Here is a 13420-nt window from a genome sequence, read left to right as displayed (position 1 = left end):
GGGCCACACACACGGTCTTGGTGGGGCCGGCGGCACGGGGGTAAGGCCGGAAGACCCGCGGTGGCGGTGGCCGCCGACCAGACTTGCCGAACAGACGAATCGCTTTGCCTGCTGGACGACTTCGCGACACGGCAGTGGATCGTCGGCGTCGAGGTGTCAGATGGCACAAGGTCTTCTTTCAGTTTCCTGACCGGTTCCGGCAGGAGGCCGTCTACGCGATCCGGCAGCACGCCCGGGGTCGGCGTCACCTGGCACTCCTGGGTGCCCTGCTGGTTCCACCAGCGGCGGCCTCACGCCGCGGCGGCGTCCTCGCTCGACCCCACCTGCGGACGGTCGTCGCAACAGCAGATGCGCTGCCTCGGAGTTGGTGACACGGTGGTGGTACGGCTCGAAGTCAAGCCCTGAGGGAGTGAGTCGCGCTCCCGAGGCTGCACGATGCCGCCTGCACCAGCGCCCGGCCACAGCGGCCCGGCAGCGCCGGCAACCCGCGAAGTCCCTTCGACCGGGCCGGCAGCGGATGCCTTGACCCCTCTGAACAGTACCGGCCCGAGGACGCTCCCCGCCGGGCACGCCACTGACCGCTCGATCACCCTGAAAGGTGCTGCCATGACCGGCGAGCACGGGAAGAACACCCTCACCGCACCGTCCGACGTCCTGTGCGGAGACCCCGGCGACCCGGACTCTCTGTGGAAGATGGCTTGGGAGTGCCAAGAGAGGCCGGTCGGCACCTTCTGGCTGGTGTCCAAAGGGAAAAAGGGATATCTCCTCGTTCCCACCGACCGCATCAGAGGGATCGAGTGCCCGGCCCTCATATCCGGCGCGTTCGCCAGAAACAACTACTGGCAGACAGCCGTGGAGCGATCCGACTACTGGTTCTCAAAACCGCGATGGGGGACTGTCGGACTGGGGATCAACGCGGCCGGGTCCCGCTCCCACGACCAGTTGCACATCCACATGTCCGCCGTACGCCAAGGGGTGAAAGCCGAGCTCGACAAAGCCCGTCAAGCGGGCACGGTCGCCGGGGATCTGAAGAGCTGGCCCAACCGGTTGACCACGGTCACCGGCGTGGACGAGGAGAAGAATCCACCGCAGCCGGACCCGCGGAGCTACCGCGTGGTCCACGTCGACAGCTTCCAGCAGTACAACCTCTTCAATGCGCTGTACGAATCTGTCGTCACCCCCACACACGAACAGATGGGCGAGCAAACGATGATTGTCATCGGGGCGGGAGCCGGACCGGCCGACGGGTATTACATTCTGAACAGCCGGAAAGACCTCCCCCACACCGCGCCTGCCCCCAAGGGAATCGGTTACTGCGACAGCGTCCTCATCTGCAAGTAATTCAGGTGCTCCCGCTGCTCGGGCCGACTCCGACCGCCCCGACCGCACCGTGCAGACCCTGCGGACGCCCTCCAAGACCGCAGCCCGTGGCTTGCCATGTCGCGTGGGGCACGGTGTGAACCGCTCGCCCGTGCGTCTATGCCTGACACACATAGACACCTCACCACAGGCATTTCCGCCGGGAGTGGGAAGTCGTTAGCGTCGATGGCATGAGCGAAATCCTCGGCGCGGGTCTGGCCCGGCAAGAGTCCGCGATCACCGTCCTGGGCGGTCCCACGGCCGTGATCGACCTCGGCGGACTGCGTATCGTCAGTGATCCGACCTTCGACGACGCGGGCCCGCACGGGTACCTCACCAAGACGGCCCGTCCTGCCGTCGACGAGGACGGCGTGGGACCGGTCGACCTCGTTCTCGTCAGCCACGACTCGCATCCGGACAACCTCGACGAGCGCGGCCGCGCGTTCGCGAAGGCCGCCCCGCTGGTGCTCACCGGCCCCCTGGCCGCCGGACGGCTGGGATCACCGGCCGTCGGCCTGGCACCGTGGGCCGGCCACCGTGTGCCCCGCGCGGACGGCGGCGGCGATCTGACCGTGCTGGCGGTCCCCGCGGTCCACGGCCCCGAGGACGGCGAGCGCGACGGCGACGGGAACGTCAACTGCGAAGTCACCGGATTCGTGCTGTCCGGGGAGGGCCTTCCCACCGTCTATGTCAGCGGCGACAACGCTTCGATCCGCACTGTCGCGGAGATCTCCCGCCGGGTGCCGGACATCGACGCGGCCGTCCTGCACGCCGGGGCGGCACGCGTCCCCGCGAAGTTCGACGGCCGACCCCTGTCCCTGGACAGCCGCGCCGCCGCTGCCGCGGCTGCCGTCCTCGGCGCGAACGCCGTCATCCCGGCCCACTACGACGCCTGGGCCCACTTCTCCGAAGGGCTGCCGGAGATCGATCTGGCCTTCCGGGAGGCCGGCCTGTCCTCGGTGCTGCGCGTCGCGGCCCATGGGACATGGGTGCATCTGGCCCGCTGAGCGCCCCGCGCCGCAGACGGGGTCAGCACCGGACGAGCAGAGTCAGCAACAGACAGGCAAGGAACGACGCACATGCCTTTCGTACGGATCGATCTCATCCGCGGACGCCGTCCCGACGAACTGAGGGCGATCGCCGACGCGACGCACCGGGCGCTCGTGAGCGTGCTGGGCATCCCCGAGCGGGACAGGTTCCAGGTCGTCACCGAGCACGACGCGGATCACGTCATCGCCCTCGATGCCGGCCTCGGTTTCGCACGGACCGACCGGCTGGTGATGATCCAGATCTTCACCCAGTCGGGACGCACCACCGAGGTCAGGCAACGCGTCTTCGAGGCCATCGCCGAGCAACTGGAACCCCTCGGCGTCGGAGGCGAGGACGTCTTCATCGGCATCGTCGAAAACGGGCCTCAGGACTGGTCGTTCGGCTTCGGGCGCGCTCAATACACCGAGGGCTCCTTGCGCGTCCCCAGCCCCTGAAAACCATCCGCCCTCGACCGCGCCCTGCTCGGCCGTCCAGTAACTGTCGGCCGGCAGCGTGTCGTAGGGGTTGGAGAGGGTGCCGTCGGTGATGTCGACATACCCCGCGCCGCGCTCCTCGGCCATCTTGGCCACCGCCTGGACCTGGTCCGCGGGTGTCGTAGATGATGTGCCAGATCTTCAGCAGACCGCCCGCCCGCGCACCAGCCCAGGTGTGCGGGCGGGCGGCGGGCGTCCGCGGCCGAGGTACCACCGGGCAGGGCCCTGGACCTGGACCAGGAGGCAGGCCCGGGCGAGGCCCTCGGTCACGATCACGAAGATCCCTACTGACACGTGGTGTTCATGGCGCACCCGTTGCCGGGCCGGGCAGACGTCTGCCGTACGCCTCTCAGGCCACAGTGCGCAGCGGCGGCACCGTCGGGACCTCGGAGGCGGCCTCGATGTCCTCGGGGGTCAGCCGGAACTGCTCGGGGTAGGCCTCGCGTCGGGTGCGGCGGGCGGGTTCGGTGGTGCGCCAGGTGTACAGGCAGCGTCGGCACTGCAAGACGTCCCAGACGCCGGGGACGGGCGAGGAGTGCAGCGTCTCGATGGTCCCGAAGGCGCAGCGGGGGCACTCGGTCATGCGGTCTCTCTCCTTCTCGGAGGTCGGGTGTCGGGGTGTCGGGGTGTCGGGGTGTCGGGTGCGCGGAGGGCGCGGGTGGGCGCGGGTGGGCGCTGGGGCGCCAGGTGGCTCAGCCGCGTGCGGCCATGAGGCCCTGGATCCTGGTCACCCAGTCGCGCGTCTCGGGCAGGTCCTTCGCCGGCGTCGAGAAGTTGCCGCGTACGTCCGGGGAGACCGGGGTGGTGGCGTCGATGATCATCTTGCTGGTGATGCCGGCGGGTTGCGCGGCGGGTGCCAGTTCGACGACCGGCAGGTTGGGCATGATCAGCACGTCGCCGGACGGGTTGACCTTCGCGGACACCGCCCACATGACCTGGGGCAGGTCGAAGGGGTCGACGTCCTCGTCGACCACGATGACCGTGGTGATGTACCCCAGTCCGTGCGGGGTCGTCATGGCGCGCATCGCGACCGCCTTGGCGAAACCGCCGTAGCGCTTCTCGGTGGAGATGATCGCCAGCAGGCCGTGCGTGTACATGGCGTTGACGGCCTGGACCTCGGGGAACTCGGCGCGCAGTTGCTTCAGCAGCGGGACACAGGTGTTGGGCCCCACCAGGTAGTCGCACTCGGTCCACGGCATGCCCAGGTAGAGCGACTCGAAGACCGGGCGGGTGCGGTAGGAGACCCGGTCGACACGGATCACGGGCATCCGGCGGCCACCGGAGTAGTGTCCTGTGAATTCTCCGAAGGGCCCCTCGATCTGGCGCTTGCGACTCTCCACGACGCCCTCGATCACGACCTCCGAGCCCCAGGGCACGTCGAAGCCGGTGAGCGGGGCGGTGGCGATCGGCGCGGGCGCGCCGCGCAGGGCGCCCGCCATCTCGTACTCGCTCTGGTCGTAGCGCATCGGCATGCCGGCCACGATCGCCATCACCGGGTCGTTGCCGAGGGTGATGGCGATGGGCAGGTCCTCACCCCGCTCCTCGGCCTTGCGCAGGTGCAGGGCGACGTCGTGGACGGGGACGGGCTGGATGGCCAGCCGGTTGCGGCCGACGACCTCCAGGCGGTACGTGCCGACGTTCTGCTTGTCGAAGCTCTCGGGGTCGTCGGGGTCGCGCGAGACCACGGCGGCCTTGTCGAGGTAGAAGCCTCCGTCGCCGTCGTTGAGACGGAACAGGGGCAGCACGGAGAAGAGGTCGACGTCGTCGCCCTCTTGGCTGTTGGCGCGCCACGGCGCGTCCTCGCGTCGTTCGGGCGGCACGGGGAAGGCGTCCCAGCGCCGGGCGAACTCGGCCACCTGCTCCTTGACCGGGGTGTGCTTGGGCATGCCGAGGGCGAGCGCGTGGTTGGCCCAGGAGCCGTGCACGTTGAGGGCGATGCGGGCGTCGGTGAAGCCCTTGACATTGTCGAACCAGAGGGCGGGGGCGCCTTCTCCGATCCGGCCGGTGGCGTTGGCGGCGGCGGCCAGATCGGGTTCGGGCAGGACTTCCTCGGTGACACGTAGCAGTTGCCCCTCCTGGTCGAGGGTGTCGAGGAAGGAGCGGAAATCGTCGTAGGGCATGGGTACTCCGTGACAGGTTGCTGTGGAAGCGGGACGGGAGCCGACCGTGGTGTGCGTCAGGACGCCGGCCGCAGGGCCCGGGCGGCCCGCATGCCCTCCCACCGCTTGGCGGCCGGGGCGGGCAGGTCGAACTGGTCGAGGAGGCGCGCGACGAGGTGGTCGACGATGTCGTCCACGGTCCGCGGATGGTTGTAGAAGGCGGGCATGGGCGGCACCATCCGGACGCCCATCCGGGACAGCGCGAGCATGTTCTCCAGGTGGATCTCGCTCAGCGGTGTCTCCCGGGGCACCAGCACGAGCGGGCGGTGCTCCTTGAGGACGACGTCCGCGGCCCGGCCCACCAGTCCGTCGGCGTAGCCGGCGCGGATGCCGGCGAGCGTCTTCATCGAGCACGGCACGATCACCATGCCGTCGGTGCGGAAGGAACCGGAGGAGATGACGGCTCCCTGGTCCTCCGGGCGGTGCACGACGTCGGCCAGGTCGCCGACCGAGTCCGCGGACAGGCCGGTCTCGAGTTCGATCGTGGTGCGTGCCCACCGGCTGAGGACGAGATGCGTCTCCACCTCCGGAAGCTCGGCCAGTGTCCGAAGGAAACGGACACCGAGGACGGCACCCGTGGCACCCGTGATCCCCACGATCAGTCTCATACAACGGCACCTTTCGCCCCTGCGGCGCTGACCTGCGCCGACGTCTTCACCCTAGGAGCGCGGCCACGGCACACGGCGGTAAGCTCGGGACTCACGATGGGCAAAAACGGACAGTCTTCCTCACCGGTGATCCGGGAGCTGGTGTTCCGGCACACGGCCGGGTCGCCGCCCGGTCTGGAGCTGATGGATCTGGCGGGGCTGGCCGAGCGCGCGCTGCGGCACGGCAACGATCCATACGCTCCCCTGCGGCCGGCCTTCCACCAGCTCGTCGCTGTACGCACCGGCCGGCTCACCGTCTCCGTGGACTTCACGACGTACGAGCCGGCGGCGGGCGACTGGCTGTGGATCCGGCCGGGACAGGTGCAGCGCTGGGGCCCGGACCTGCCCGAGGCGGACGGCGTGGTGGTCGCCTTCCCGCCCGGCTTCCCGGACGCGGCGACCACCGCCGCAACCGTCGCCGACCCGCCCTTCGCGTGGGGCCCGCTCAGCCCGGCCGGCCCGGTGGCCGAGGGGCTGCGGAGGGCTCTGGACCACCTTCGGTACGAGTACGACGCCGCGTCGGAGCTGGCGCTGGAAGCGCATCTCAGGGTGTTGCGGCACCTGCTGGCAGTGCTGGTGGAACGGCTGACGGCGGCCTACACAGCCGAACCCGGCAGGCCGGTGCCGAGCGAGGCGTTCCGCCGCTTCCACACGGCAGTCGAGCGGGACTTCACCGTCACCCGGCGGGTGGAGGACTACGCCGCCGCTCTCGGTTACAGCCGGCGCACCCTCACCCGGGCCACGGAGGCGGCCACCGGGATGTCGGCGAAGCGTTATGTCGATGAACGGGTGGTTCTGGAGGCCAAGCGGGAGCTGGCCCACGGCGGGCTCCCTGTCGGCGCGGTGGCCGAGCAACTAGGGTTCGCCGGGGCCGGTGACTTCACCAAGTTCTTCCGGCAGCGCACCGGAACGACACCGACGGCCTTCCGCCGGACGGCACGGGGCGGGTAGCGGCCGTCGATCTCGATGGCCACTGGGAGGCCTGCTCCTCCCCCTCCTTCCTGGTCCGAGCCGCCGCGAGTCGGCCGCCTGATCAGGTCGTAGCCCCAGGCGCGGCGTGTTCAGCGGAACAGCTGGGAGCCGAGGGGGTGTTGTCGGTCGAAGCCGGGGAGGATCAGGAACGTCGCGCTGGCGGTTGTGGTGGTGAATGACAGCAGTGCGTCGGAGGTGTCCATGTGGGTGAGGGTGGCGGTGAAGGTCCGCAGGTCGTTCTGGAAGCTGATGAAGAGCAGGCCCGGGGCGGGGTCGTCGATGCTGTAGGAGCGGCGGAGCATGAGGCCGGTGCCGACCACGGCGGGGTTAGCCCTGCGCACATGGGCGTCCGCGGGGACGACATAGCGTCCGTCCGCTGTCTTGGCGCCGAGTTCCGGCCCCGAGGCGGGGGTGCCGCCGGAGAGGGGGACGCCGCTGGCCCGGCGCCGCCCGAAGACCGCTTCCTGCTCGGCCACGGACAGGGCGGCGAACCGGGGCAGATCGAGTTCCATGCGCCGCAGTACGGCAAGGGTGCCGCCGGCGACCGCAGGGGGGCCGGCCAGCCACAGGTCGCGTTCTTGTTCGGCGGCCGTGTGCGGGCCCACGATGCCGTCGATGAAACCGAGCGGGTTGCGTGGCGCGGTGAGGCCGTTGCCCATGGGCACGTTCGCACCGCGGCGTGCGGACTGCCGCCAGCGTTCGTGGATGCGCTCACCGGCCTGGTCCACAAGCGCGGCGGCGACGACCGGCAGGAGCAGCGCGTCGCCGGCGCAGATCTGCATCAGCAGGTCGCCGCCGCGTGCTCGCGGGTCGATCCGCTCGCGGGAGAATTCCGGGAGGTCAATCGCGCCGGGCAGCGAACCCCCGGCCGCGCGCACCAGCCGGGGGCCCACGCCGACGGTCACGGTGAGGTCGCCCGGCGGCAGGCCCAGCAGCCGCCGGTCGGTGCCCGCGACGAGGGTGCGGATGGCCTGGCCGAGTTCGGCCAGTAGCGGTCCGGGAGCCACGGCGGCATCGAGGTCGGCCACCACGGCCAGCAGGTTGCGCTGGGCCGGTTGGGGAAGCGTGACGCCTGCCTGGTGCCGGCCCGTCGCCGGAACCGTCACGGGGATGGACGATGCGGAAGGAGCGTGCCGGCCCGGCTGCGCGGCGTCCGCTGTGCACCCGGCGGTGAGGCCCGTGGCCACCATGGCGCCGGTGACATCGAGGAACGTGCGGCGCGACGGGTGGTGATCGGGTCGGTGCATGGGGGCAGAGTGCCACACCCGAAGAGCGCCTGCCGGTCAACCTCGTGATTCTGGCGACGAATTGGACGTCGTGCGAGACTGGGATCATGCCTCGATTAGCTCTTCGCGTGTTGGCGGCGGTACTGGGCACGCTGACACTTGTGGTCGGCTGCGGCGGCGGTGACGGCGGATCAGGAAAAGGCCGGCGACCGGCCGGTGCGCAGGTGACGATCCGGGTACCTGCCGATGCTCCGACGATCTCGGCCGCGGTGTCCTTGGCCCGGCCCGGTGACCTGGTGCTGGTCTCTGCGGGGGTGTACCACGAGTCGGTGAGGATCGACACGGCGCGCGTCACTCTCCGTGGTGTGTCCCGGGACAAGGTCGTCATCGACGGACGGTTGCAGCAGCCGAACGGTGTCGTCGTCGCGGCGCCCGGGGTGGCCGTGGAGAACCTGACCGTGGAGAACAACACGCAGAACGGAGTCCTGGTCACCGGCTCGGCGAAGGCGGCCGCCGGGCTGCCGGGGCGAAGCGGGGGCTACGACACCGGCGAGGAGCCCGTCACCTTCCTGAAGTCGTTCCTGGTCTCGTACGTGACCGCGACCCGCAACGGTCTGTACGGCATCTACGCGTTCTCCGCGCAGAACGGTGTCATCGAGCACTCGTACGCGTCGGGCGGGGCCGACTCGGGGATCTACGTCGGCCAGTGCAAACCCTGTCGCATCGTGGTGCGGGACAACGTCGCCGAACTCAACGCGGTCGGTTACGAAGGCACCAACGCCGGCGGGGACATGTACGTGGTCGGCAACCGCCTGGTCGGCAACCGGGTCGGACTCACCACCGACTCGGACCACCAGGAGAAACTGCTCCCGCAGCAGGGCGCTGTCATCGCGGGCAACCTGATCGCCGCCAACCAGCAGCGGGCCACCCCGCAGCAGGCCGACGGCGGGTGGGGCACCGGCATCGGCATCGACGGCGGCAGCGACAACCAGTTCGTCCGCAACCGCGTCTCCGACAACGGCAACGCCGGGCTGGTGATCACCGCAACCGCCGACATACCCCCGGTCGGCAACCAGATCGTGGACAACACGTTCACCGGCAACGGTGTCGACGTCGGCTGGACGTTCCCCACCGCCACCCGGGGGCGGGGCAACTGCCTGCGGGGCAACGATCTGCGGACCACCGTGCCCGCCCGGCTCGCGACCACCGCGTCCTGCCCGCGTCCGGCCGGGTCGTCCTCGCCGGCCGGCAAGTGGACGACGCCGACAGCGCCCGGTGGCATCCCGTTCACCGAGGTCACGGCGCCTGGTCCGCAGCCGCAGTTCCCCCACGCCGCCACCACGGGCGCCACCGTCGTGCCGGCCGTGCCGGCCTTGCCGAAGACAGCGGGCATCCCCTTGCCGCCGGCGTCCCTGCTCGCCTCGAACGCACGGGTGCAGACGTCCTGAACCGCGGCTACGGTGCCGGGGTGGCTCCCGGCACCGACTTGACCGGAACGTACTCGTGGGTGTCGAAATCGATGACCACGGGTTGCGGCTCGGAACCCACGCCGACGCGGACCCGGTACATGGTGCCGTCCGAGCCGACCCAGTAACGCACGTTGCCCGCCGTACCGGAGCGGTTGCGGGCGGCCGGCCCGGTCATGACGTCCACGCCATGGCCGTCCACCTGGTCCCGTCCCCACCAGGCGGCGCCGTTCTGCGGCAGGAGTTCGGCGTTGTCCGGACGGTCGCTGCCGAGACTGAGCGCGATGGTCAGCGAACTGTCCAGCGCACTGCCGGACGACAGCAGCGGACGGCGGTACCAGCCCGAGCGGGGCGGCGCCGCGGGTGCGTACGCCGGGGGGTTCGTCATCGGGTGGACCGACACCGAGGTGGCCGTCCACTCGATCAGCCCGTCGCTGGACGTGGCGCGCCCGGTGCCGCGCACCACGCCGTAACCGAGCTTGCCCCGGTAGTCGACGGACCCCGTGACGGTCAGCCCGCCGGCGGTGCCCGGCACGGTGATGGTCACCGCGCGACCGTGCGCCTCGTAGTTGCGGAACCGCGTGATCGCCAGCCGGTTCGCCTCGTCCGTAGTCAGTGCGCGCGGACCGGTGGGGCCGGAGCCGTCGCCGACGGCCAGGAACACGGCTACCGCAGCCACCACGGCAGCCGCTGCGCCGACGGCGGCTGCCGCCCGGCGTGGGCGCGGCCATCGGCGGCTCTTGGCCGCACGGTCTGGTGGAGCCTGCCGGCTTCTCGCACTGCGCGTGCGGCTCGACGCTGACACTCTTCGATGCATCCTCTCGCTCGCCCCCGTGCCCCGCCGCCGTGCGGTCGCGGCGTCACTCGGCGGTCCGGTGACAGACGACGTCTCGGCCGGCCCTCGTGGGCCGGCCGAGACGTGACCTGCCCGACCGCGCCATCCGGGCGACGGGCGGGCAGATCACTGTTGTTCGGTTCGCTCAGTGTTTCTGGACGCGGCGCTTCCGGCTCACGAACGCGATGGCCAGGCCCGCGCCCACCAGCAGACCGACGACGGCGATCATCTCCGGCAGCGCGGACATACCGGTGTGGGCCAGCGATCCCGAGCCGCCACCGGCCGGGGCCGGGTTGTTCGCGGGCGGTGCGGGGGCCGGCGGCATGGAGGCCGGCGGCGAGGCCGGGCCCGGCGACGGGGTCGGCGACGGAGTTGGTGTCGGGGTCGGGGACGGGCTCGGGGTCGCCTTCGGGATGTACACCCCGGCGTCGATCGTGTGATCGACCCCGCCCGGCTTGTCCGGTGCCGTGACGGGCGCGGAGCCGTTGCACAAAGGTCCGGTGGTCGGCGGGGTCACATTGGAGTCGTGCGCACGGTCGGCACCGGCCCTCGGCAGCGTGAACCTCAGCTCACTCGCCGGGGGCTGCTCGGGCACCTTGCTGGTGTCCGCGGTGCACACGTCGAACTGGACCGTGTATTTCGCACCCGGTGTGAGCTGGTACTCGGCGCCGACGCCACCGAAGTAGTACTCGCCGGCGGCATCGGTCTTGGTCGTTGCGACCTGTTTGCCGTCCGCGTCCAGCAGGTTGATCGTCGCCCCCGGCAGCAGTACGTGCCCCGGGTCCTGGATCCCGTTGTGGTCGCCGTCGAACCACACGACGTTGCCGATCTGGATCGGCGCGTTCGCCGCCGCGTACGCGATGTCACCGAGCCCGCCGGCCTTGCCGAACCCGCCTTGTTCCTGGCTGACGAACTGGAACCCGTTGGCGGTCGGGTTGTTGCCCGGGCCCTGACCGGTCGTGATGTCGTAGTACCCGGTCCCTGAGGCCGCGACGTGGACGACCGGGTCGAACTCCGTGCTGACGACCCACTGCTGCTGCGGGATGTAGGCCACCGCTCCCAGCGCGGTCTCCTGGTGCGCGTTGGCGTAGAAGTCGCCCGGGAAGTACTCGACGACATCGGCGCCCTCGCCGCCGTTGTTGGCGGGGGTGGCGTGGTTGGGGCAGTTCCCGGTGCCTTCCCACTGGTATTCACCGGTGGGAGTGGCGCAGACCATGGTGATGTCACCACCGGACATGCCGTTCTCCGCCGTGTCGTTCCCCGGCCGGGGGTCCAGACCGCCCCAGCTGAGCACGTCCATGAACCGGTCGCGGAAACCGAGGATCATGGAGCCGTCGCGGCCGAAGGCGAGTGAGGACAGCTCCGGCTGCGGGTCGATGAAGACGTTGCCCGCCTTCCGGTCGTCCCATGTGTCCGGGCTGGTGTTCCACGGGTTCCAGTGGGTGGCCTTGTCGCCGGAACCGAAGACGCTGCCGCGTACGTCCGTGAGCGGGTGGCTCAGCACCGTGGTGAACCGCTTGCCGTCGTAGGTGGAGACGAAGGCTTTCAGGTCCGCGCGCTGCTGCGTGCTCTCCGCGCTGCACACGCCGCCGACGTACAGCGTGTTGTTGTGGAACTGGAGACCGAACGGCCGCCAGTCCTCGGGGCTCGCGCACCCCGGGTCCGGGATCGGGACCGTCGACTTGGGCGTCGCGGCGGTGGCCCCGGTCGCGTCGAAGCTCACCAGGCTGCGGGACAGCAGGTTCACCGCGTACAGCGTGGAGCCGTCCTCCGACAGGGCCAGGCCGCCGATGCTCTCCTTGCCCGGCGCGTCGGTGAACCCGGAGTCCTTGATCATGTTCGCGCTGTCGTGTCGCGTCACCGTGGCGTCCGGCACCCGCGCGAACAGCTCCGGCGCACCCGAGCCGTTGACCGGCACCGTGTAGACGGCACCCCCGCCCTGCGGCCCGTACGGAGCGTACCGGCGGGCGAACGCGCTCTGGAACAACCGGGTCCGGTTCTTGTCGTACGCCAGCCCGAAGGTCGTGCCCACCTGGTCCTGCGTCGCCAGTGTGGCCGGGCACGCCACATCGGTGGGACACGTGCCCCGGACGTTCGTCCCGAACGCCACCAACGCCCGGTTGTCGGTCCCGTTGGCGCCGTTGTGGACGGGCACGAAGTACCGCGAGTCCGGCAGCGCGTAGTCGGCCGGATCCCACACGCCCGTCACCACCGAGGCGTCCTTCCCGTCCGACACGTCCACGAACGACGTGAAGCTGTCGAAGTGGTTCTCCGCCGTCGACGCGGGCGCCGCCCGCAGATGGCCGCTGTACGGCGCCGGGACGCTGACGTCGACGCGGTAGCGGCCGCCGCTCAGCACGGTCGAGGCCGACACGACGACCTTGCCTGTGGCATCCGTGACGCCGGTGGCCTTGTGCCCGGCAGGGTCGGAGACCTCCACCTTCATGCCTCGCTGGGGCACATCCATCGTCGCGTTGAGCACGCCGGTACCGAAGAAGTCGCGCAGTACTTCGACCGTCAGCGTGCCGTCGGCGGCCGAAGCCGCGGCCGGTCCGGCCGCCGCCCCTACGGCGCCGCCTGCCAGTAAGAGAACGGATAAGCTCGTTCGCGCCAGCGGATCCACAAGTCTCCAGGCCGACCGGCGCGAGTCTCTGCCGACTCGTTTCATGGCATCACACTCCACACTTCTCTTGTCTCGAAAACGACGCACCCGCTGCGCCCTGCCCGTCCGCCGCGTGGCTCCGGGCACGGACGCGGGGCGGGAGGAACACCACGAAAAGAAAAAGCGCCCACCGCTGTTGTGTGGACCGCTTTGTGGTGATCGCTTTGGGGTATTGCGGGCAAGTCGTAAGCACCGGAGGCGAGGAAAAGCGAACGCACGTTCAAACCACCGGGCAGAACCGCCCTGAATGGCCTGGTTTTGCAGCTCAATCACGGCGCCCTCACCCCCACCACCGACCCGCACCGACCGCCATCGCGAGCAGCGCGCGACAATTCTATGCGCTGGAGCCTCGCCGCCACCACCAGAACCCCCTGGAATCCGCCGGGACCGAATCTGCCGAATGGCCGGTGCCCTCAGGGTAGTTGCGTTACCGGCGGGCCGATGGGGCCGTTGCCGAGGCGCCGCACAGGACGGTGAACACGGGTGCCGGCACCGATCGACCGACCCGGCCGGACCACCGGCTTCGGCTGCTTCCCCTCCCGCCACTCCCCCATGGCTCGCGCCCATGAGT

Annotated in this window: 11 protein-coding genes; 5 read left to right on the top strand and 6 right to left on the bottom strand. The window is 70.3% G+C overall.

Annotated features, from left to right (window positions below; translation table 11 throughout):
* Window positions 1–606 precede the first annotated feature (606 nt).
* The 3 genes from AB0G56_RS19855 to AB0G56_RS19845 all read left to right on the top strand — a co-directional run bounded on the left by AB0G56_RS19855 (window position 607) and on the right by AB0G56_RS19845 (window position 2843).
* Entirely contained in the window at window positions 607–1341 is a 735-nt protein-coding gene (locus tag AB0G56_RS19855) for a CDP-diacylglycerol diphosphatase (RefSeq protein WP_360970832.1), read from the top strand.
* Between the two features lie 209 nt (window positions 1342–1550).
* On the top strand, window positions 1551–2366 hold the full coding sequence (locus AB0G56_RS19850) for an MBL fold metallo-hydrolase (RefSeq protein ID WP_360970830.1): 816 nt from the start codon (window positions 1551–1553) through the stop codon (window positions 2364–2366).
* Window positions 2367–2438: 72 nt separating this feature from the next.
* On the top strand, window positions 2439–2843 hold the full coding sequence (locus tag AB0G56_RS19845) for a tautomerase family protein (protein ID WP_360970829.1): 405 nt from the start codon (window positions 2439–2441) through the stop codon (window positions 2841–2843).
* A 388-nt stretch (window positions 2844–3231) separates the two neighbouring features.
* Here AB0G56_RS19845 and AB0G56_RS19840 read toward each other — a convergent pair whose 3' ends face one another.
* The 3 genes from AB0G56_RS19840 to AB0G56_RS19830 form a co-directional block, all read right to left on the bottom strand.
* Window positions 3232–3465: a non-oxidative hydroxyarylic acid decarboxylases subunit D gene (locus tag AB0G56_RS19840; protein WP_360970827.1), complete on the bottom strand. Its 234-nt coding sequence runs from the start codon at window positions 3463–3465 to the stop codon at window positions 3232–3234.
* Window positions 3466–3574: 109 nt separating this feature from the next.
* Window positions 3575–5002, bottom strand: coding sequence for a non-oxidative hydroxyarylic acid decarboxylases subunit C (locus AB0G56_RS19835; protein ID WP_360970825.1), 1428 nt, complete (start codon window positions 5000–5002; stop codon window positions 3575–3577).
* Window positions 5003–5058: 56 nt separating this feature from the next.
* Window positions 5059–5649 (bottom strand): non-oxidative hydroxyarylic acid decarboxylases subunit B, encoded by a 591-nt coding sequence (locus AB0G56_RS19830; RefSeq protein ID WP_360970824.1) that lies wholly within the window; start codon window positions 5647–5649, stop codon window positions 5059–5061.
* 96 nt (window positions 5650–5745) lie between these two features.
* On the opposite strand from AB0G56_RS19830, the gene AB0G56_RS19825 reads away from it, so the two are divergent.
* Window positions 5746–6639 (top strand): helix-turn-helix transcriptional regulator, encoded by an 894-nt coding sequence (locus AB0G56_RS19825; RefSeq protein ID WP_360970822.1) that lies wholly within the window; start codon window positions 5746–5748, stop codon window positions 6637–6639.
* 110 nt (window positions 6640–6749) lie between these two features.
* On the opposite strand, the gene AB0G56_RS19820 is transcribed toward AB0G56_RS19825, so the two are convergent.
* The gene (locus AB0G56_RS19820) at window positions 6750–7907 is read right to left on the bottom strand and encodes a Dyp-type peroxidase (RefSeq protein ID WP_360970820.1); all 1158 of its coding nucleotides are present in this window, start codon (window positions 7905–7907) and stop codon (window positions 6750–6752) included.
* Window positions 7908–7993: 86 nt separating this feature from the next.
* On the opposite strand from AB0G56_RS19820, the gene AB0G56_RS19815 reads away from it, so the two are divergent.
* Window positions 7994–9334 (top strand): right-handed parallel beta-helix repeat-containing protein, encoded by a 1341-nt coding sequence (locus tag AB0G56_RS19815; RefSeq protein WP_360970818.1) that lies wholly within the window; start codon window positions 7994–7996, stop codon window positions 9332–9334.
* 7 nt (window positions 9335–9341) lie between these two features.
* Here the strand turns inward: AB0G56_RS19815 and AB0G56_RS19810 are convergent, their stop codons facing one another.
* Both AB0G56_RS19810 and AB0G56_RS19805 read right to left on the bottom strand, forming a co-directional pair.
* The gene (locus tag AB0G56_RS19810; protein WP_360970816.1) at window positions 9342–10031 is read right to left on the bottom strand and encodes a hypothetical protein; all 690 of its coding nucleotides are present in this window, start codon (window positions 10029–10031) and stop codon (window positions 9342–9344) included.
* Window positions 10032–10332: 301 nt separating this feature from the next.
* On the bottom strand, window positions 10333–12855 hold the full coding sequence (locus tag AB0G56_RS19805; protein WP_360970814.1) for an SdrD B-like domain-containing protein: 2523 nt from the start codon (window positions 12853–12855) through the stop codon (window positions 10333–10335).
* Window positions 12856–13420: the final 565 nt, after the last annotated feature.

Source organism: Streptomyces sp. NPDC021356, assembly GCF_040641015.1.
Lineage (GTDB): Bacteria > Actinomycetota > Actinomycetes > Streptomycetales > Streptomycetaceae > Streptomyces.
The sequence above is the reverse complement of the archived record's forward strand: the minus strand, read 5'-3'. Positions and strand labels throughout refer to the sequence as shown.

Bases quoted from the DNA above. Each gene is read 5' to 3' on its own strand.
- AB0G56_RS19855 (WP_360970832.1), top strand. From the start codon at position 607: ATGACCGGCGAGCACGGGAAGAACACCCTCACCGCACCGTCCGACGTC.
- AB0G56_RS19850 (WP_360970830.1), top strand. From the start codon at position 1,551: ATGAGCGAAATCCTCGGCGCGGGTCTGGCCCGGCAAGAGTCCGCGATC.
- AB0G56_RS19845 (WP_360970829.1), top strand. From the start codon at position 2,439: ATGCCTTTCGTACGGATCGATCTCATCCGCGGACGCCGTCCCGACGAA.
- AB0G56_RS19840 (WP_360970827.1), bottom strand. From the start codon at position 3,465: ATGACCGAGTGCCCCCGCTGCGCCTTCGGGACCATCGAGACGCTGCAC.
- AB0G56_RS19835 (WP_360970825.1), bottom strand. From the start codon at position 5,002: ATGCCCTACGACGATTTCCGCTCCTTCCTCGACACCCTCGACCAGGAG.
- AB0G56_RS19830 (WP_360970824.1), bottom strand. From the start codon at position 5,649: ATGAGACTGATCGTGGGGATCACGGGTGCCACGGGTGCCGTCCTCGGT.
- AB0G56_RS19825 (WP_360970822.1), top strand. From the start codon at position 5,746: ATGGGCAAAAACGGACAGTCTTCCTCACCGGTGATCCGGGAGCTGGTG.
- AB0G56_RS19820 (WP_360970820.1), bottom strand. From the start codon at position 7,907: ATGCACCGACCCGATCACCACCCGTCGCGCCGCACGTTCCTCGATGTC.
- AB0G56_RS19815 (WP_360970818.1), top strand. From the start codon at position 7,994: ATGCCTCGATTAGCTCTTCGCGTGTTGGCGGCGGTACTGGGCACGCTG.
- AB0G56_RS19805 (WP_360970814.1), bottom strand. From the start codon at position 12,855: ATGAAACGAGTCGGCAGAGACTCGCGCCGGTCGGCCTGGAGACTTGTG.